Annotated in this window: 20 protein-coding genes; 8 read left to right on the top strand and 12 right to left on the bottom strand. The window is 67.3% G+C overall.

The window, feature by feature from the left end; all coding sequences use genetic code 11:
- Positions 1-3: 3 nt before the first annotated feature.
- Positions 4-1,812 (bottom strand): ABC transporter transmembrane domain-containing protein, encoded by a 1,809-nt coding sequence (locus DPR14_RS18980; RefSeq protein WP_158046547.1) that lies wholly within the window; start codon positions 1,810-1,812, stop codon positions 4-6.
- A gap of 213 nt (positions 1,813-2,025) precedes the next feature.
- Here DPR14_RS18980 and rpmE point away from each other — a divergent pair, with 213 nt between their 5' ends.
- Positions 2,026-2,250: a 50S ribosomal protein L31 gene (rpmE, locus tag DPR14_RS18975; RefSeq protein WP_037457659.1), complete on the top strand. Its 225-nt coding sequence runs from the start codon at positions 2,026-2,028 to the stop codon at positions 2,248-2,250.
- Between the two features lie 189 nt (positions 2,251-2,439).
- Here the strand turns inward: rpmE and DPR14_RS18970 are convergent, their stop codons facing one another.
- Positions 2,440-3,456 carry an NADP-dependent oxidoreductase gene (locus tag DPR14_RS18970; protein ID WP_246148336.1) on the bottom strand — a complete coding sequence of 339 codons (1,017 nt, stop codon included), beginning with the start codon at positions 3,454-3,456 and terminating at the stop codon, positions 2,440-2,442.
- Between the two features lie 93 nt (positions 3,457-3,549).
- Between DPR14_RS18970 and DPR14_RS18965 the strand changes: the two genes are divergently transcribed.
- Entirely contained in the window at positions 3,550-4,488 is a 939-nt protein-coding gene (locus DPR14_RS18965) for a LysR family transcriptional regulator (RefSeq protein ID WP_158046546.1), read from the top strand.
- A gap of 80 nt (positions 4,489-4,568) precedes the next feature.
- Here the strand turns inward: DPR14_RS18965 and DPR14_RS18960 are convergent, their stop codons facing one another.
- Positions 4,569-4,925: a DUF1465 family protein gene (locus DPR14_RS18960; RefSeq protein ID WP_246148332.1), complete on the bottom strand. Its 357-nt coding sequence runs from the start codon at positions 4,923-4,925 to the stop codon at positions 4,569-4,571.
- A 311-nt stretch (positions 4,926-5,236) separates the two neighbouring features.
- On the opposite strand from DPR14_RS18960, the gene DPR14_RS18955 reads away from it, so the two are divergent.
- Positions 5,237-5,713, top strand: a complete 477-nt coding sequence (locus DPR14_RS18955) for an Hsp20 family protein (RefSeq protein WP_158046544.1) — start codon at positions 5,237-5,239, stop codon at positions 5,711-5,713.
- 68 nt (positions 5,714-5,781) lie between these two features.
- Here the strand turns inward: DPR14_RS18955 and DPR14_RS18950 are convergent, their stop codons facing one another.
- Together DPR14_RS18950 and DPR14_RS18945 are read right to left on the bottom strand one after the other, a co-directional pair.
- Positions 5,782-6,216, bottom strand: a complete 435-nt coding sequence (locus DPR14_RS18950; protein ID WP_158046543.1) for an acyl-CoA thioesterase — start codon at positions 6,214-6,216, stop codon at positions 5,782-5,784.
- Positions 6,217-6,261: 45 nt separating this feature from the next.
- The gene (locus DPR14_RS18945; protein ID WP_246148330.1) at positions 6,262-7,125 is read right to left on the bottom strand and encodes an alpha/beta fold hydrolase; all 864 of its coding nucleotides are present in this window, start codon (positions 7,123-7,125) and stop codon (positions 6,262-6,264) included.
- Between the two features lie 90 nt (positions 7,126-7,215).
- On the opposite strand from DPR14_RS18945, the gene DPR14_RS18940 reads away from it, so the two are divergent.
- The 3 genes from DPR14_RS18940 to DPR14_RS18930 all read left to right on the top strand — a co-directional run bounded on the left by DPR14_RS18940 (position 7,216) and on the right by DPR14_RS18930 (position 9,224).
- Positions 7,216-8,127: a LysR substrate-binding domain-containing protein gene (locus tag DPR14_RS18940; protein WP_192499028.1), complete on the top strand. Its 912-nt coding sequence runs from the start codon at positions 7,216-7,218 to the stop codon at positions 8,125-8,127.
- Between the two features lie 76 nt (positions 8,128-8,203).
- A complete protein-coding gene (locus tag DPR14_RS18935; protein ID WP_158046540.1) occupies positions 8,204-8,923 on the top strand; it encodes an AzlC family ABC transporter permease in 720 nt (239 codons plus the stop codon).
- The gene (locus DPR14_RS18930; protein WP_158046539.1) at positions 8,913-9,224 is read left to right on the top strand and encodes an AzlD family protein; all 312 of its coding nucleotides are present in this window, start codon (positions 8,913-8,915) and stop codon (positions 9,222-9,224) included. Before DPR14_RS18935 ends, DPR14_RS18930 begins: the two co-directional genes overlap by 11 nt.
- Before the next feature lie 12 nt (positions 9,225-9,236).
- On the opposite strand, the gene DPR14_RS18925 is transcribed toward DPR14_RS18930, so the two are convergent.
- From DPR14_RS18925 to DPR14_RS18910, 4 genes are all read right to left on the bottom strand, one after another.
- Positions 9,237-10,019, bottom strand: coding sequence for an alpha/beta fold hydrolase (locus tag DPR14_RS18925; protein WP_158046538.1), 783 nt, complete (start codon positions 10,017-10,019; stop codon positions 9,237-9,239).
- 7 nt (positions 10,020-10,026) lie between these two features.
- Positions 10,027-11,322: an O-acetylhomoserine aminocarboxypropyltransferase gene (locus DPR14_RS18920; protein ID WP_158046537.1), complete on the bottom strand. Its 1,296-nt coding sequence runs from the start codon at positions 11,320-11,322 to the stop codon at positions 10,027-10,029.
- A gap of 179 nt (positions 11,323-11,501) precedes the next feature.
- Positions 11,502-12,371 carry an anti-sigma factor family protein gene (locus DPR14_RS18915; RefSeq protein ID WP_246148327.1) on the bottom strand — a complete coding sequence of 290 codons (870 nt, stop codon included), beginning with the start codon at positions 12,369-12,371 and terminating at the stop codon, positions 11,502-11,504.
- A gap of 60 nt (positions 12,372-12,431) precedes the next feature.
- Positions 12,432-12,941: a sigma-70 family RNA polymerase sigma factor gene (locus tag DPR14_RS18910; protein ID WP_158046536.1), complete on the bottom strand. Its 510-nt coding sequence runs from the start codon at positions 12,939-12,941 to the stop codon at positions 12,432-12,434.
- Positions 12,942-13,422: 481 nt separating this feature from the next.
- Between DPR14_RS18910 and DPR14_RS18905 the strand changes: the two genes are divergently transcribed.
- Positions 13,423-13,722 carry a type II toxin-antitoxin system HigB family toxin gene (locus tag DPR14_RS18905; protein WP_158046535.1) on the top strand — a complete coding sequence of 100 codons (300 nt, stop codon included), beginning with the start codon at positions 13,423-13,425 and terminating at the stop codon, positions 13,720-13,722.
- Positions 13,723-13,734: 12 nt separating this feature from the next.
- Complete coding sequence (locus tag DPR14_RS18900; RefSeq protein WP_158046534.1) at positions 13,735-14,244, top strand: helix-turn-helix domain-containing protein; 510 nt, start codon at positions 13,735-13,737, stop codon at positions 14,242-14,244.
- An 86-nt stretch (positions 14,245-14,330) separates the two neighbouring features.
- Here DPR14_RS18900 and DPR14_RS18895 read toward each other — a convergent pair whose 3' ends face one another.
- From DPR14_RS18895 to DPR14_RS18885, 3 genes are all read right to left on the bottom strand, one after another.
- Positions 14,331-16,238, bottom strand: coding sequence for a propionyl-CoA synthetase (locus DPR14_RS18895; protein WP_158046533.1), 1,908 nt, complete (start codon positions 16,236-16,238; stop codon positions 14,331-14,333).
- Between the two features lie 170 nt (positions 16,239-16,408).
- Positions 16,409-17,533 carry a glycosyltransferase gene (locus DPR14_RS18890; protein ID WP_158046532.1) on the bottom strand — a complete coding sequence of 375 codons (1,125 nt, stop codon included), beginning with the start codon at positions 17,531-17,533 and terminating at the stop codon, positions 16,409-16,411.
- 6 nt (positions 17,534-17,539) lie between these two features.
- A complete protein-coding gene (locus DPR14_RS18885) occupies positions 17,540-18,196 on the bottom strand; it encodes a formyltransferase family protein (protein ID WP_158046531.1) in 657 nt (218 codons plus the stop codon).
- Positions 18,197-18,340: the final 144 nt, after the last annotated feature.

The following is an 18,340-nucleotide window of genomic DNA, read 5'->3' as shown; positions in this document are numbered from 1 at the left end:
GACTTACTCCGCGACGCCACGCAAAGCAAGGGACTGCCCGTCATCCTCGCGAAGGTCGAACTGGAGCGACGCGAGACGCGCGTACAAACCTCCTTGACGGATCAGGTCTGCATGACTTCCGGTTGCAACCAGCCGTCCACCCTCCATCACCGCGATGCGGTCCGCGTTCAGCACGGTCGAAAGTCGGTGGGCGATGATCAGGGTCGTCCGGTTCTCCATCAGGCGCTCCAGCGCCGCCTGGACGACTCGCTCGCTTTCCGCGTCCAGCGCCGAGGTCGCCTCGTCCAGCAGCAGGATCGGCGGGTTGCGCAGGATGGCCCGCGCGATGGCGACGCGCTGGCGCTGGCCGCCCGACAGCCGGACGCCCCGCTCGCCCAGATAGGTGTCCAGCCCCTCCGGCAACTGGTCCAGGAACTCCAGCGCGTGAGCCGCCTCGGCCGCGGCGCGCACCTCGTCGTCGCTGGCGTCCAGCCGGCCGTAGCGGATGTTCTCGCGGGCGCTGGTCGAGAAGATCACCGGATCCTGGGGCACCAGCCCGATCCGGGCGCGGACCTGCGCGGGGTCCGCTGTCCTGACGTCGATGCCGTCGACCAGCACGCGGCCTTCGCGCGGATCGTAGAAGCGCAGCAGGAGCTGGAAGACCGTCGTCTTGCCGGCGCCGCTCGGCCCGACCAGGGCCACCGTCTCGCCCGGCTCGACCGACAGGCTGAAATCATTGAGCGCCGCGTCGTCCGGGCGCGAGGGATAGTGGAACCGGACCGCGTCGAAGGCGACGGCGCCCCTCACGGGCACCGGCATGGGGACCGGATCGGCCGGCGCCGTGATCTCCGGCGCCGTCCCCATCAGGTCGAACAGCCTCTCGGTGGCGCCGGCCGCCCGCTGGAGGTCGCCGATCACCTCGCTGATCGCGCCGACCGAGCCGGCGACCACGACCGCGTAGAAGACGAAGGCCGAGAGATCGCCTCCGCTCAGCCGTCCGGCCAGCACGTCGTGGCCGCCGACCCACAGGATGGTGCCGATCGCGCCGAACACCATCACGATGACGATGACGGTCAGGATCGCGCGCACCCGCACCCGGCGGACCGCGACGTCGAAGGCTTCCTCGACCCGTCCGCCGAAGTTCCGCCGCTCCGCGTCCTCGTGGCCATAGGCCTGGACGGTGCGGATGGCGCCCAGCGTCTCGTCCACGAAGGAACCGACGTCCGCGACGCGGTCCTGGCTCTCCCGCGACAGCTTGCGCACCCGGCGGCCGAACACGATGATCGGGACCACCACCAGCGGCACGACCAGGAAGACGAGGCCGGTCAGCTTGGGGCTGGTGATCAGCAGCATCACCGAGCCGCCGGCCAGCAGCAGCAGGTTCCGCAGCGCGATCGACACGGTCGAGCCGACCACGACCTGGAGCACCGTGGTGTCGGTCGTCAGCCGCGACAATATCTCGCCGGTGCGGGTGGATTCGAAGAAGGCCGGGCTCAGCCTGACCACATGGTCGAACACGGCCCGCCTCAGGTCGGCGACGACCCGCTCGCCGATCCAGGAGACCAGATAGAACCGCCCGAAGGTCGAGGCCGCCAGGATGAAGATGACGCCCAGCATGACCAGCAGCGCCTGGTCCAGCAGCCCGGCGTTTCCGGCGGCGAAGCCCTGGTCGACCAGCGCGCGCAGGCCGGCCCCCAGCCCCAGAACCGTGCCGGCCGCGACGACCAGCGCCACGACGGCGCCGGCGATCGCCAGGCGGTACGGTTTCAGGAACGGGACGAGCTGGCGCAGCGGGCCGAGGTCACGGCGCTGGACGGACGCCTGCTTGGACATGGCCTCAGCGTTGTTTTTTTCTCGAAACACCAGGAGGGATCCCGCAATGACGGAGCTTGAACGGCCTTAGCTGGTATAGCAAGCTGTCGCCAGGGCAACAAGCGGGGCCGCCCGCGTCACATCAGCCTGCCCGACGCCTGATTTCCGGATATGCCGCTTGCGTCCCGGCGAGCGGTCCGCTATAAGGCGCGCTCGTTTTCGGGGACTTGGGCCATGAAGAAAGACATCCATCCGGACTATCACGAGATCAACGTCGTCATGACCGACGGAAGCTCGTTCCAGACCCGGAGCACCTGGGGTAAGGCTGGCGATACGCTGCGCCTGGACATCGATCCGAAGTCGCATCCGGCTTGGACCGGCGTTCAGAAGCTGCTCGACACCGGCGGCCAGATCGCGAAGTTCAACAAGCGTTTCGGCAGCTTCGGCCTGAAGAAGTAAGCCGCTTCAGGGCGTCAAGCCCATTAGCCGCACGCTTTTGCAGGGCCTTGCCTGACATGAGATCGACCACGTGAAAAGGCGTCCGGGACCCGGGCGCCTTTTTGCGTGTCCACGCCCGGCCCTGCCCGGCGAACCGATCAAAACCACTTCACCACCGTCACCGAGCAATGGTCGTTGGGGGAGCCGGCCTCACTCGACGGTCAGGACGATCTTCCCCTGTATGTGACCCTTCGCGGCCCGTTCGTGGGACTGGCGCGCTTGCGAGAGCGGATAGGTGCTGTCGATCACGACCCGAACGGCGCCATCATCGAGCAAGCGCCCGACTTCCTCCAACTGCGCGCCGCTTGAGCGAACCTGGGTGGTCGAGATCGTCACGCCCAGCTTCCCGGCCTCGTCGGCACCGGAGAAGCCCAGGGGAAAAATCGGGAACAACGCACCGCCGCGCTTCAGGGTGCCAAGGAAGCGGCCGGCGTTCGGCCCGCCTACCGTGTCGATGACGAGGTCGACGTCGCGGACCACGCTCTCCGGGGCCATCTCGGTGTAGTCGATGAAATCGTCGGCACCCAGTTCACGTAGAAGTGTCTCATGCTTGCCCGAGGCTGCGGCGATGACGTGCGCACCCCTCCACTTCGCCAGCTGTACCGCGAAATGGCCCACGCCGCCCGCGGCCCCGTTCACAAGAACGGTCCTGTCCTCGATCGGCACCGGCACATGACGGTTCGGCTGAAGCGGGTTCGGCTCGTCGTGCCCCGGCTCGACCATGAACTGCCATGCCGTGAGCAACGACATGGGGGCTCCGGCGGCCCGTACGTGATCGATCCCCGCCGGCTTGGGCGCAAGTTCCGAGGCCGGAACGCTCACGTATTCGGCATAGGCCCTGCTGTCCCCCGCAAGGCCGCTGGGGAAGCGCACCATCGAATAGACCTCGTCCCCGACCGAGAAGCGATCGATGTCTTCGGCGACGGCCGCGACCACGCCCGAGATGTCTGTCCCCGGGACGGCGGGGAGCCGCACCGGCGGCCGCCACTCGGGAGGGAGCATCCTGTAACCCTCGCGCAGGTACCAGTCGGGCGGATTGAGACCGACCGCGCGGACGCGGACGAGCACCTCGCCGGCCTTCAGTTCGGGCCTCGCCGCGTTCTCGTACCGCAGCACCTCGGGACCACCGAACTCATGAAATCGGACGGCCTTCATCGTATAGCTCACTAGAACCTCCACCGGGTGCATCATCCCTTGAGCGGCTATGTAGTCGGGTAGGCGGGGGTTGATAATCCGGGCGCGTTTCGCTTCTATGATGCCATGAAGGAACAAATCGCGCTTGATCGGTTGACCGGCCTGATAGCATTCGCGCGCGCCGGATCGATGGGCAGCTACACCGCGGCTGCGCGCTCGCTCTCGATCTCTCCCTCGGCCGTCAGCAAGAGCGTGCAGCGGCTTGAGCAACGTCTGGGCGTATCTCTCTTCACCCGCACGACCCGCTCGCTGACACTCACGCCGGAGGGCCGTGAACTGCATCAACTCGCGCTCAAACTGCTGCACGATGCGGAAGCGATCGAGCAGGCCGCGATGGCGGCGCAGTCCGAGCCATCGGGCACCCTGCGGATTTCGGCGTCGCTCCCGGTCGGCATGCATGTGATCGCGCCCGCGCTGCCGGCGTTCCGCAAGCTCTACCCCAAGGTGATGATCGATCTGCGGCTCAGCGACCAGATCGTCGACATCATCGAGCAAGGCATCGACGTCGCGGTGCGCATCGGGGAACTCGCTGACTCACGGCTGTTGTCGCGCCGGCTTGCGCCGCACCGGCTCTGCGCCTTCGCATCGCCAGTCTATCTCGCGGCACGGGGTACCCCGATGCATCCGGACGAACTGGAGGGGCACGACACCGTCAATCTCCGCTACCAGAGCACGGGCCAGGCTTTCCGCTGGCCTTTTCGGATAGGCAATAGAACGATTGAGATCGCGCCGCCGTCCGGCGTCGTCGTAGATGCAAGTGATGCACTGGTCGCGACGCTCGCGGCTGGGGGCGGAATCGGCATAGCCGCGACCTTTGCAGCGGCGCCCCACGTAGCGCGCGGGGAACTGGTTCCGGTGCTGTCCGAGTTCGCCGTCGAGCGGCACAACATAACCGCGCTCTGGCCGGAAAGCCGCCATACCAACCCTGCCGTGCGCGCCTTCATCAAACGATTGCAGGAGATCTTCCAGGAGCGGATGACGGCCGTGACCGGGTCGTCTGTCTGACCGCGCCGACACCCCTATAGGGTGCTTGGCTGGACAGTCGCTCGGATTGCCGGTAGCGGGCCTGCCCGGCGAACAGGCGGTCAGGCGACGCTGCGCCTGACCTGCTCGTCCAGGCGGGCGACCCGCATGTACAGCTTGTAGCTCCGCTCCAGCAGGCTGCGCAGGCCGGCCGGAAGCTCCTGGTTGTCGGGGCCGGAAGGATCGGTGCAGACATCGCCGCCCGCCAGGGCGTATTCGTCGGTCGCGACCTGCTGCGCCGTCAGTTCGCCGGCATGCACCGCCTTCTGCGCCAGCAGCCAAGCCATCACCTGGGTCAGGCGGCTGGTCACCCGCAGAGATTCGTAGCTCACCTGCAACCGGACCTGGGGCGGCAGCCCCCGCTGGTCCGCCGCCTCGTTATAGGCGATGTAATTCCTCGCCTCGATGAGCAGAGCCATCGTCTCGTCGTATGTACGATTGAAGAAGGCTGTCGGGCCGCTCACTCTGTCTCCCGTCTCGGGGATCTCAAGTCCCATGATCGATGGTCCCAGCTACAGATTAAAAATGAATGACACGCGGCGGGCACCCCCAAACGCGTACCGGCCCTGCGACAGATTCATCGATGCGTATCCCCTCTTGAACCCCGGATCGGCGTGATTATCTCACTTGATGTGGATGAGGCGCCGATACCGGGCCTGGTCCACGAAGGAGAGGGGTTAGACCATGGTGGTGGACCCCGACGCTTGTATCGCTCTTTGGAGGGTATGAAATGCGCACCTATGATCTGTCGCCGTTGTTCCGTTCTTCCGTCGGCTTCGACCGCATGACCCGTGTCCTGGAGTCCGCGCTCAAGGTCGATGACTCAGCCCTGTCCTATCCTCCGTACAACATCGAGAAGTTGTCCGATGACTCCTATCGCATCACGATGGCGGTCGCCGGCTTCGGTGCGGAAGATCTGGAGATCACTTCGCAGGAAAATCTGCTTGTGATCACTGGTAAAACTAAGAATGACGCGGAAAACGGCCAATACCTCTATCGCGGTATCGCGGGACGGGCATTCGAGCGCCGCTTCCAGCTAGCCGACCACATCAAAGTGACTGGCGCCGATTTGGCGAACGGTCTCCTGAATGTGGAACTCGTCCGCGAGATCCCGGAGGCAATGAAGCCCCGCACGATCAAGATCGCTTCGGCGGCACCGTCCCAGGTGCTGGAGCACAAGCAGTCCGATCGGCAGCAGGCCGCGTAACGGCAGGCCTCCTGCAAAGGCCCGTACTGGCGGCGCCCCGGAAACGGGGCGCCGTCCTGCATTCCGGCTCATGCCACCAGCAAACGCTCCATGCAGGCCCGCAGGGCGTCGGGGATCGGCACCGGGCGCATGGCGGGCCGCTCCACGAAGACATGGACGAAGTGGCCCGACGCCGCCGGTTCGGCGTCCCCCTCGGCGAACAGGCCGACCTCGTACCGCACGCTTGAGTTGCCCAGCTTGGCCACCCTCAAGCCGGCGTCCACGATCTGGGGAAACACCAGCGACTTCCTGAACTTGCACATGGTCTCGACCGCCACGCCGATCACCGGCGCGGCGTGGATGTCGAAACCGCCCTCCCTGATCAGATACCCGTTTATGACCGTGTCGAAGTACGAATAATACATCACGTTGTTGACGTGGCCGTAGATGTCGTTGTCCAGCCAGCGCGTCGGGATGGCCAGGAAATGCCGGTAGTCCGCCCGGGTTTCGATCGCAGCAGTCACGTGCCGAACCTCTTCGCCTTGGTTTCATGTCGTCGCCGGGCTCTTCTATTCGAAAAACGCCAGCAGGGCACGCGCGACCTCGCCGGGCGCCTCCTCCTGCAGGAAATGGCCGCAGGCGATCTCGTGGCCCGACACGTCGTCGGCCCAGCGGCGCCAGACCGCGAGGGGATCGTACGGCCGGCCGTCGGTCCCGCCGCGCGCCCAAAGCGCCAGCACGGGGCAGCCGATCCGCCGCCCGGCGGCACGGTCGGCGGCGTCATGGTCCCGGTCGATGCCGGCACCGGCGCGGTAATCCCCGCAGGCGGCATGGACCACCTCCGGCCGGCGGAAGCACCTGATGTACTCGGCCAGGGCCGCCGGATCGATCGCGTCCGGATCGGCGCACCAGCTTCGCAGGGTCCGCGTCAGATACCCGCCGGGATCGGCTCCGATCAGGCTCTCGGGCAGGCCGCAGGGCTGTGCCAGGAACAGCCAGTGGTAGACGGCCATCGCCATCCCGGCATCCATCATCTCCCACATGTCCAGCGTCGGCACCATGTCGAGCACGGCCAGCCGGCTGACGCGGCCGGGATGGTCGAGCGCCAGCCGGTAGGCGACCCGCCCGCCCCGGTCGTGCCCGGCGACGCCGAACCGGTCGAAGCCCAACTCGGCCATCAGCCCGGCCTGATCGGCTGCCATGGCCCGCTTCGAGTAATCTCCGTCCCGGGCCGGCGCGCTGTCGCCGTATCCCCTCAGGTCGGGCGCCACGACGGTGAAGCGCCGCGCCAGGGCCGGGGCGACGCGATGCCATGTCACGTGGGTCTGCGGATAGCCGTGGAGCAGAAGCAGCGGCGGACCCTCGCCGCCGATGGCGGCGTTGATCTCGCCATCGCCCAGGGCGACGCGGCGATGGATAAAATTTTTTATCAATTGGACCTCCCGAATGGGAAAAGCGTTCCCCTCTGGCAGAGCGTAAAGGTGCTGAAGTCGCTGGGAAAATTCATAAGGTGAATGCGCAGCATGCCGCCCCGTCATGGTCCCTCGCCGCCGACCCTCGACATCGATCTCCTCCGGGCATTCCTGACAGTCGCCGAAACCGGCAGCTTCACGCGGACCGGCGAAATCCTGGGCCGGACCCAGTCCGCGGTTAGCGTCCAGATCAAGCGGCTCGAAGACCAGATCGGCGCCCGGCTGTGCGACCGCACCGGCCGCCAAGTGGTTCCGACCGAGGCCGGCGAGCATCTTCTGACCTATGCGCGGCGCATCCTGGCGATCAACGACGAGGCGGTCGGCCGGCTGGTCGCCCCGCTGGTCGGCGGCACCGTCCGGCTGGGCACGGCGGAGGAGTTCGCGGCCCAGTTCCTGTCCGACATCCTGGGCGAGTTCACACGCTGCTTTCCCACCGTCACCACCGAGATCACCGTGGAAAGCTCGGCCGTGCTCCAGTCCGGGGTGGAGGCAGGGCTGTTCGACCTCGTGCTGGTCAAGCATGTCCCGGAGGAGAGTCCCGGCCGTACCGTCTGGCGGGAACCGCTGCACTGGGTCGCCCGGGCCGACAGGCTCGGAACGCCGGCCGATCCGGTTCCGCTGGTGGTGTCGCCCGCACCCTGCCTTTACCGAAGGTTCATGCTGGCGGCCCTGGGACAAGTCGGCCGGTCATGGGAGATCCGCTGCACCAGCGCCGCGGTCGCGGCGCTGCAGGCCGCCGTCCTGGCGGGCCTCGGGGTCACGGCGCTGGCGCGCAGCACCATCCTGCCCGGCATGCGCGTCCTGACCCCGGACGAGGGCTTTCCCCCGCTGCCCGACAGCGCCATCGCCCTGGTGCCCCGTTCCGGAACGCCGACGCCGGCGGCCGACCGGCTGACCCGTTTCATCCTGGACCGCATGGCGATACCGCACATGGCAGGCATACAGGCCCATAAACGACAATAAGGTTGACCTATTCGCCGGCCGAAGCTTCAATCCGATCTCCCGTTCAGAAAGATAAGAACAAAAGGAGAGCCGGGGAATGTCAGAAAACGTCCCGCCGCTTCCCGATGGACCTCCCGTCGCCTTCTCCCGCGCAGGAATGGCCGCCGGCGCCGTACGAACCCTGCCGATCGCGACGGGCGGGCTGGCCTTCGGCGTGTTCTACGGTTTCCTGGCGGGCCAGAACGGCCTGACCCTGCTGGAGACCTCCCTGATGAGCGCCCTGGTCTTCGCCGGCGCCTCGCAGTTCCTGTCGGTCGAACTGTGGGGCGATCCGCTGCCGGTCGGCGCGCTGGTAGCGACCGTGCTGGTGATCAATGCCCGCCACCTGCTGATGGGCGCCACCCTCGGGCCTTGGCTGAAGCAAGTCCCGCCGTCGCAAGCCTATGGCAGCCTGTACTTCCTGACCGACGAGTCCTGGGGGCTCAGCGTCGCCGACATGCGGAACGGCGGCCGGGACGCCGCTTTCCTGCTCGGCAGCGGGCTGACCATCTTCCTGTTCTGGAACACCGGGACCATCGCCGGCCGGGTGTTCGGCGGGATGCTGCCCGACCTCGACCGCTACGGCATCGACTATCTGGGCACCGCGTTCTTCGTGGCCCTGCTGGCCGGCTTCTGGCGCGGGCGGGGGGACCTGCTGCCCTGGCTGGTCGCCGCGGCGGTCGCCCTGGCGATGGAGCGCATGGTTCCCGGTACCTGGTACATCCTGGGAGGCGCCCTGGCCGGCAGCCTCGTGGGGGCGCTCCGCCATGCCCGCTGATGCGCCGGACAGCTACCTGGGGATCGCCGCCATCGTCCTGATGGGCTTGGCCACCTACGCGACCCGGGCGGGCGGCTTCTGGCTTATCCAGCGGCTGCGGCCGTCGCGCTTCCTGGAAGCCTGGCTGGCCCAGATCCCCGGAGCGGTCTTCGCCGCCCTCTGCGCGCCGCTGGTTCTCAACTCCGGCCCAGCGGGCTGGGGAGCGGCCCTGCTGACGCTCGTCCTGGCGCGCGCCACCGGCAACTTCCTGGTCGCTATGGCGGCCGGCGTGGCCGGCGTCGCCATCCTCCGTCTCATATAGCGGCGCGGAACTTCACAGGGCCGCGCGGAGCGCGTCGGTCACCGCGTCGGGTTCCTCGACCATCATCATGTGGCCGGAGCCCGGGAGCACCACGGTCTTCGATCCCGCGATCCTCGCGGCCAGCGCTTTGCCCGATTTGGCCGGGGTCATGCGGTCGCCGGCGCCCAGGATCAGCGTCGTCGGGCAGCCCATGTCGGGCACGCCGCGCCACGCGTCGCAGGCCGCGAGGTCGCTGGCGAGCACGCCGCGCGGCGCCCGGCGCATCAGCTGGATGCCGGTCCCGACCTGCCACAGGCCCGGTGCCGCCGACCCGCCGCGCAGGGTGCCGAAGCCCCAGCCGATGACCATCGCGATCGCCCCGGCATAGGCCCGGTCGTCCTCCGACGCGGCGGCGGCCAGCAGGTCGGGGTGGACCGGCATGCGCTCCGCCACGCCGAGCAGCGCCAGCGCGCGCACCCGCCCGGGGTGGCGGTTCGCCGTCTCCAGCGCGGCCAAAGCCCCCATGGAGTGGCCCGCCAGCGCCGCCTGGTCGAAGCCCGCCGCCTCGATCAGCCGCGCCGTCCAGTCCGCCAGGTCCTCGATGCTGCCCAGCGCCGCACCGCCGGAGCGCCCATGGCCCGGCAGGTCCACCGCCAGCACCGAACGGCCATGGTGGGCGAGGTAGCGCGCCTGGAGGCTCCAGACGGAATGGTCCATGCCCGCGCCGTGGATCAGCACGACCAGCGGCAAACCCTGGTCCAGGTCCCGGCCGCCGGTCGCGGCGAAGACCTTGTGGCCGTCGACTGTCAGTTCCATGGCCCGCTCACCCCTTCCGCGAGGCGCGCAGCGCCTGCTTGAGGTCGGCGATCAGGTCGCCGGCATCCTCCAGCCCGACCGACAGCCGGATCATCTCCTCGCCGATCCCGGCGTCGCGGAGCGCTTCGGCATCCATCTGCTGGTGCGTCGTGCTGGCGGGATGGATCACCAGGGACTTGGCATCGCCGACATTGGCGAGATGCGAGAACAGCTTCAGCGCCTCGATGAACTTCCGGCCCGCCTCCCGGCCGCCGGCGATCCCGAAGGTGACGATCGAACCGGCACCGTTGGGCAGCAGCCGGCGCGCCAGTTCATGGTCAGGGTGCCCCGGCAGGTCGGGATGACGGACCCAGGCGACGCCGTCCGCCCCGTCCAGGAACCCCGCGACCTTGCGGGCATTGTCCACGTGGGCGCGCATGCGGAGCGGCAGAGTCTCGACGCCCTGGAGGATCTGGAAGGCGTTGGCCGGGCTCAGGCAGGCGCCGAAGTCGCGCAGGCCTTCCGCCCGTGCCCGCATGACGAAGGCGGCCGGGCCGAACTCCTCGGCGAAATCGATGCCGTGGTACCCGGCGTAGGGTTCGGTCAGGGTCGGGAAACGGCCGGAGGCCTCCCAGTCGAACCGCCCGCCGTCGACCAGGGCGCCGCCGATCGCGACGCCGTGGCCGCCCAGCCACTTGGTGGCGGAGTGCATGACGAGATCGGCGCCGTGCTCGAACGGCCGGCACAGGTAGGGTGTCGTGAAGGTGCTGTCGATCATCAGCGGCAGCCCGGCCGCGTGGGCGACCTCGGACACCGCCGGCAGGTCGAGCACGTCCAGTCCCGGATTGCCCAGCACTTCGGCGAACACGAGGCGAGTCTCCGGCCGGATCGTTGCCCGGAAAGCTGCGGGATCGCGCGGATCGACGAAGCTGGTGGTGATGCCGAAGCGGGGCAGGGTGTGGGTGAACAGGTTGTGGCTGCCGCCATAGATCGCCTTGGAAGCCACGATGTGGCCGCCGGTCCCCATCAGGGTGACGACCGCCAGATGGAGGGCCGCCTGGCCGCTGGCGGTGCAGACGGCGCCGACGCCGCCTTCCAGCGCCGCCAGCCGCTCCTCCAGCACCGCCACGGTCGGGTTGGAGATCCGGCTGTAGATGTGCCCCGGGCGCTCCAGGTTGAACAGCGCCGCGGCGTGGTCGGTGTCGCGGAAGACGTAGGATGTCGTCTGGTAGAGGGGGACGGCGCGGGCGCCGGTCGTCGGATCGGGCTGCTGCCCGGCATGAAGGCTGAGCGTGTCGAACTTCAGAAACGGACCGTCTGCCATGGTCGCGTCGTCCCCTCCCCAAAAAAGGTCGAGGCCCCAAAAAGGACGAGGGCCGCTTGGTGCGGCCCTCTTTATTATTGCCTCGCCTGCTCAACTCGAGCGATGGACGTGAGCCTATTGTGTCAAATCACCGCAGTCAAGCGGGTTGCCGATGGGCAGGCCGGTCGGGAGCGCATCCTCTACATGTCCTTGCGCTTCACGTCGCCGACCGGCTGCGCCGCGGGCTGCGGCGGCTGCTTGGCCGCCTCCGGCGGTGCCGCTGGAGCGGGCGGAGGCGGCGGGACGTTCCGGCCCTTCAGCTCGCGATACACGGTCTGGGTGATGTTCATCAGCTGCTCGCGGTCGAGCCGGCCGATCAGGGCATAGGCGATCGAGCCCTCCACCCAGTAGAACATCGACACGTCGCCCTTCTGCACATAGCTGAAGGCGGCTTCCTGCCCGGCCTTGCTGGGCGTGCCGACGAACAGCGTCAGGCGCCGCTTGGCGTCGTTCTCGTACATGTACTGCGCGCCGACGCCCGCCGCGGTCGGCATCGACCGGCCGCCGATCAGCCGGTAGCCGGAGTTGGACAGGTCCGGTCCGAAGATGCGCCGTCCCAGGCGCTCCGACAGCCAGCTGTCCAGGGCGCCCCGGTCCTCGCCGCCCATCTCGACGGCGAAACGGTTGTCCGACGCGTAGAAGGTATGGGCCTGCACCGCTTCCTGGGCGAACGACTGCAGGGTCGGCTGCTGCTCGATCGCCACCTGCTCGGCCGGCGGCCGCAGGAGCCAGCCGCCGGTGCCCCCGGCCAGCAACAGGACGACCGCCGCCGCCATGCGGGCGAAGGGGGAATGGAGCCAGCCGCGCCGTCGGTTGTCGTTGCCGGCCATGCGCCCGGCCAGGCGATCGTGGAGATCGTCCATCTCGGCCGTCGCGGGTTCCCGCAGCACGCCGTCGAAAAGGTCGTGGAGATGCTCGATCTGGGTGCGGTACGCATTCACCCGTTCGGCCGAGGCCGGGTCCTCCGCCAGCCAGGCTTCCACCTCGATGCGCCGCTGGGTATCCAGCAAGCCATCGACGTAAGCATGAAGATCTCGATCTTCGACGGGCCGCGCCACCATGTGATTGTCCTACTTGACCCGGCGGAGAGGCACTCCGCCCTCGTTCGCGAGCTTGATCCGCACCGCTTCGCGCGCCCGGCTGAGGCGGGACATCACGGTGCCGATCGGTATCTGCAAGACTGCGGCGACCTCGTCGTATTTCAAGCCCTCCAGGGCCACCAGCAACAGGACCCGACGCTGTTCCTCGGGTAATTCGGCGAGCGCCCTGGACATGTCGCGCAGCTCGATGCTGGTCTCCTGACGGGCCGGCGTGACCAGCCGCATCTCGTAGTCCTCGACCGGTACCTCATCCGGCCGAGAAATCTTCTGGCGAACCTGGTTCACGTGCACATTGTGCATGATGGTGAACAACCAGGCCCGGAGGTTCGTCCCAGGCTTGAATCGGTCGGCACGCGACAGCGCGCGGGCCAGCGATTCCTGGACCAGATCGTCCGCGTCGTTCCTGTCGCGCAGGAGAGCCCGCGCATACCGGCGAAGCGATGCGATCTGTACTTCCAGCTCAGTCCCGAATCTGCTCACTGCGTCATCCGGTTGGTGGATAATTCAGGCGAAACCTTCGATGGTCCGCAAAGTTCCGATGTCGGCGGTCCCGAAAGCGGATTCAAGCCAAGAGCCGAAACTCGACCCTGCGAACACCGTCGGCTGCCCCTTTATTCCAGGGAGCGCCGGTCGTTTGTCAAAATAATGACGGCGCCCGGGTGAAGGCGCCGTCTGGCAGGGCGGGATCCTGTCGCCGCCAACCATATCCCGCGCGACCACTATCGGGAATGCCGTGCGAAAGAGATTCATCGAGCGCCTGGGGCGCGACACAATGGAGCAGGATGAAGGCGACGCTTGTGCTTGCGCCGAACGCCGATGTGCTCCCTGGATAGGCGCTTTGCGTCGTCACCGGGCTTGCCTCACCACGATACGGATGAGTCGATCTTTCAGTTTGGCAGGCAGCTTCATTCGAAGGGGCTTCCCACTTCGGGATTGCTTCCCATATTGGGAAAAACGTGTTATGAGGATAGTTAAGCGGGTAACCTTAGCACAATATGCGGCGGAACATGCGGTGGCTCGGGCAGCGCTGACCATTTGGCAGGAGAGAACCCAGAAAGCCAAGTGGATGCATTCGGAAGATGTACTGAATGATTTCCCCTCGGCAAAAGTTTTGAATGCTGATCGTGTCAGGTTTGGGATCAGGAACAACTATCGACTTGTTGCAGCGATTTTTTATCCGGCACAAATAGTCTACATCAAGTTTATTGGTACGCATGCCGAGTATGATAAAATCAATGCCCTGACTGTTGGCCTGTATTGAGAGGTGCCACTGATGTATGCGATCAAGCCGATCCGGAATGACGTCGATCATGAAGCGGCCCTCGCGCAGGTCGACCGCCTCTGGGGCGTAGAAACCGGGACTCCTGAGGCTGACACCCTGGAAGTGCTGGCCATACTGATCGATGACTATGAAAAGACCCGTTGGCCGATCGACCGGCTTGAACCGGTTGATGCCATCAAAGCCTATATGGAGATGAATGGCCTGTCGCAGGCCGATCTGTCGAAGCTGTTCGGTTCCGAATCTCGGGCATCAGAGATCCTCAACCGCCGTCGTCGCCTGACCGTAGACATGATAGCCAAGCTGAGCAAGGATTGGGGGCTTCCGGCCGACTGGCTGGTGCAACCGTACGAATTGGCAGCTAAGGAAAGCCACGAGCGGCAGCAGTCGGGAAAGAAGCTGAGTCGGCAACGCCTGATGTCCCTGAAGAGGCGAAGGATCCAGTTCGGCGATCGCGAAGCCGAAAAGGAAGGCCAACTCGGCACCCGGAAGAAAACCGCTTAAGGCATGCTTCTATCTGCCGGCTGGCCGTCAGGAAACGACGGCGCCCGGAGGCGCCGTCCTTACTCCAAGCCCGGAAACAGCCGATCCTAGACCATGCCGGCCTTGGCGTAGCCGATGCCCTGAAGCGCTTCGGCGATCTCGCTGAGGATCAGGGGATCGTCGATGGTGGCCGGCATCTTGTAGGACTCGCTGTCGGCGATCTTCTGCATGGTGCCGCGCAGGATCTTGCCGGAGCGGGTCTTGGGCAGGCGATCCACCACGATGGCGAGCTTGAAGGCCGCGACCGGGCCGATCTCGTCGCGGACCAGCTGCACCACCTCCTTGACGATGTCGGCATGGGGCCGGTCGACGCCGTTCTTCAGGACGATGAAGCCCAGCGGAACCTGCCCCTTCAACTCGTCGGCCACGCCGATCACGGCGCACTCCGCCACGTCCTTGTGGGACGCCAGGACCTCCTCCATCCCGCCGGTGGACAGGCGGTGTCCGGCGACGTTGATGATGTCGTCGGTGCGGGCCATGATGTAGACGTAGCCGTCGTCGTCGATGAACCCGGCGTCGCCCGTCTGGTAATAGCCCGGATAGTCCGTCATATAGGATTTCACGAAGCGCTGGTCCGCGTTCCAAAGCGTCATCAGCGTGCCGGGAGGCAGCGGCAACTTGACCGAGATGGCGCCGATGTCTCCGCGCTTGACCTCGTTGTTGGACACGTCCAGGCAGCGTACGTCCCAGCCCGGCAGCGGCTTGGTCGCCGAGCCGTACTTGATCTTGAACCGCTCGATGCCCATCGGGTTGCCGGCGATGCACCAGCCGGTCTCGGTCTGCCACCAGTGGTCGATCACCGGAACCTTCAGGTTGTCCTCGGCCCAGTGCAGCGTGTCGGGGTCCGACCGCTCGCCGGCCAGGAACAGGGTGCGCAGGCTCGACAGGTCGTATTTCCCGATCAGCTCGGCGTTCGGATCCTCGCGCTTGATCGCGCGGAAGGCGGTCGGCGCGGTGAACAGGGCCGTGACCTTGTGCTGCTGGATCACCCGCCAGAAGGTGCCGGCGTCGGGCGTGCCGACCGGCTTGCCCTCGAACACGACGGTGGTGCAGCCGTGCAGCAGCGGGGCGTAGCAGATGTAGGAATGGCCGACCACCCAGCCGACGTCGGAGGCGGCCCAGAACACCTCTCCCGGCTTGATGTCGTACATGTTGCTCATGGTCCATTTCAGAGCCACGGCATGGCCGCCGTTGTCGCGGACCACGCCCTTGGGCTGTCCGGTCGTGCCCGACGTGTACAGGATGTAGAGCGGGTCGGTCGCCGCCACCGGCACGCATTCCGCCGGTTCCGCCACCGCGGCGGCCTCGGCCCAGTCCACGTCGCGCGGAGCTTTCAGCTCGGCGGTCGCCTGGGGCCGCTGGAACACGACGACATGGTCGGGCTTGTGGTCCGACTGGTCGATCGCGGCGTCCAGCATCGGCTTGTAGGCCAGCACCTTCTTGCCCTCGATGCCGCACGACGCGGTGACGATCGCCTTGGGCTTGGCGTCGTTGATGCGCGTCGCCAGCTCGTGCGGCGCGAACCCGCCGAACACCACGGAGTGGATGGCTCCCAGCCGGGCGCAGCCGAGCATCGCCACCACCGCCTGCGGGATCATCGGCATGTACAGGATCACCCGGTCGCCCTTGGCGACGCCCAGGCCGCGGAGGACGCCCGCGAAGCGCGCGGTCAGGTCCTGCAACTCGGCATAGGTGATGGTCTGGACGGTGTCGGTGACGGGGCTGTCATAGATTATCGCCGCCTGTTCGCCGCGTCCGGCCGCCACGTGGCGGTCGACGGCGTTGTGGCAGGTGTTCAGCTCTCCGCCATTGAACCAGCGGTAGAAGGGCGGGTTGGAACTGTCGAGAACGCTGTCCCACGGCTTGATCCAATCGATGTCGCGGGCGGCATCGCCCCAGAAGCCTGCGGGATCGGTGATCGAGCGGGTGTGAAGCTCAGCATAACGACCGGTCATGGAACGCCTTCTTCTTGATTGGAGCGATGATTATCGGAGCGGTAGTCGATTCCTCGCGCCTTGGAAACGGGTCCGGCGACGCGGGCGGATATTGCGTCACGCCGCAGGCATTTTGCACAGGTGTTTCCGGTTTCCCACCGCGTGCGACATTTTGAGCCTGTAGACCGGTCTTACCATTGCGGCCAGGCTGCCAGACGGTCAGTCCACTCCCGCGCCCGGATGTCCCATGTCGCCGTCGCGTTGACGAAACACACCTGCTTCCACAGACGGGCCAGCCCGGCGGGCGAGAGGACCGACGCCATGACCAAGTCGAGGGCGCACAGATAGCGACCGGGAAAGCTGCTCCAGTCCTCGCCGGGATCGACCAGCAGCGCATGGCCGGCCGTCGTTTCCGCCAGGGCGCCCAGGTCGCTGGCGACGACGGCGCAGCCGGCGGCCATGGCCTCCATCACCGCGATGCAGCTGGTCTCCGGAAAGGTGCAGGGATAGGCCAGGATCGGGACGGGGCGCAGCGCCCGCGCCAGTTCGGGCTGGGGCAGGGACCCGACATGCTCGATTCCCGGCGTGGACCGGCAGCGCTCGTACAGGCCGGCGAACTGGCCTTCCGCCGGACCGGTGGGGTAGGGCGCCATGTCGGAGAAGACGCGCAGCCGCGCCGGGCGGGCGACCAGGGGGAACATGCAGGCCAGCAGCTCCAGCCCGCGGAACGGGGTCGAGGCATATGCGAGATCCATGGGACCGGGGTCCATCGGCCCGCCCGCCGCCGTCTTCGCCGCCGCGAGGTCGCGGGCATCCTCGAACAGGTCCTGGAAGGGCGGGGAAACGGCGTTGCGGAGCACGGTGCTGCGTCCGGGGCCGAGCCCGAAGCTCTCGGCGTAACGGGTCCGCTGCCACTCGCCGACCAGCACGATGCCGTCCCAGCCCTGCCGTTCCGCCGGGTCCTTCAGGCACGCCACGGCCGGCTGGTCGTCGGCGTGGCCGGTCCACAGGAACGCCGGCGTGCCCGGCCTCGCCAGCGCCCTGACGGGACCCGCCTGCGCCGTCAGCGACACGACGGCGTCCCAGCTTCCCTCCCGCAGGGCGTCACGGCCGCGCGGATCGTCCAGCGACAGGCAGTCGACGCCGCGCCGCCGGCCGGGCCGGCCGGTGCGGGTCGCCAGCGCCACCTCGTGCCCCCGCTTCGCCAGGGCGGCCGCCAGATGGCAGGCCGCCGACTGCATGCCGCCCAGGGGCCGTTCGAACGGCGTGTCGGCGTCGTAGTCCCACGGCATCAGGTCGATGAAGCACAGCCGCATCCGGGATCAGGCCTCCTGCTCCAGCAGGAACCGGCGGCCGTGCAGGGTGATCGTGATCCGCGTTTCCGGGTCCTCGCCGAACGCCTTCAGCCGGCGCTCGAACTCGGCCGCGTCGATGCCGGCCGGCAGGTCGGTCATGCGGTCATAGTCGGCCCGGCTGGTCTTGCGGCCCGACCACCGCACGTCCAGCACCTTCATCGGCTGGGACGACAGCGCCATGATCGGAGCCTGCCGGGCGAACAGCCGCAGCGTCGCCTGGAACGCCAGGTCGGCCAGACCCATCTGGCCGGTTCCCGGCGGCACGTCGAACCACTCGACCCCGACGATCGGCCCCTCGTCCACCCGCGGCGCCATGACGTGGGACGTGGCGCCGAACCGCGTGGCGCCGTCATAAACGGCGAAGCTCTCGGGGCTGCGGCCGGGATATGTCGGCGGTCCCGGATGGAAGTTGAAGGCCGGCCGGCCCAGCCGGTCCAGCAGGTGCCTGGGCACGATCACGGCGGTGCAGAAAGCGATCAGAACCCGCCCGGGCAGGCATTCCCGCTCCAGGTCCCCGTGGTCGGCGACGTGGTGGATCGGCAGCGTGTCGCTGTAGCCGCGAAGATAGTCGATCAGGTAGGGCGCTTCGCGGTGCCCGGTGAGGAGGATCAGGGCGCTTGCCATTCCGGGGTCGGGGGTCCGTGGTCGGGGTTGGGGTGCCGGAGGAGGCTCGGGAGGCGAAGTGTCGCGGGGTGCGCGCACCGGAGCATTCCATACCGGCACCGGTACGGGCTATGCTGCCGGGACAAGAATGCCCGTCAAGGGCGC

The sequence above is a fragment of the Skermanella pratensis genome (genome assembly GCF_008843145.1).
Taxonomy (GTDB): domain Bacteria; phylum Pseudomonadota; class Alphaproteobacteria; order Azospirillales; family Azospirillaceae; genus Skermanella; species Skermanella pratensis.
Note: the sequence above shows the minus strand (reverse complement) of the source record. Positions and strands in the feature narration are given on the sequence as shown.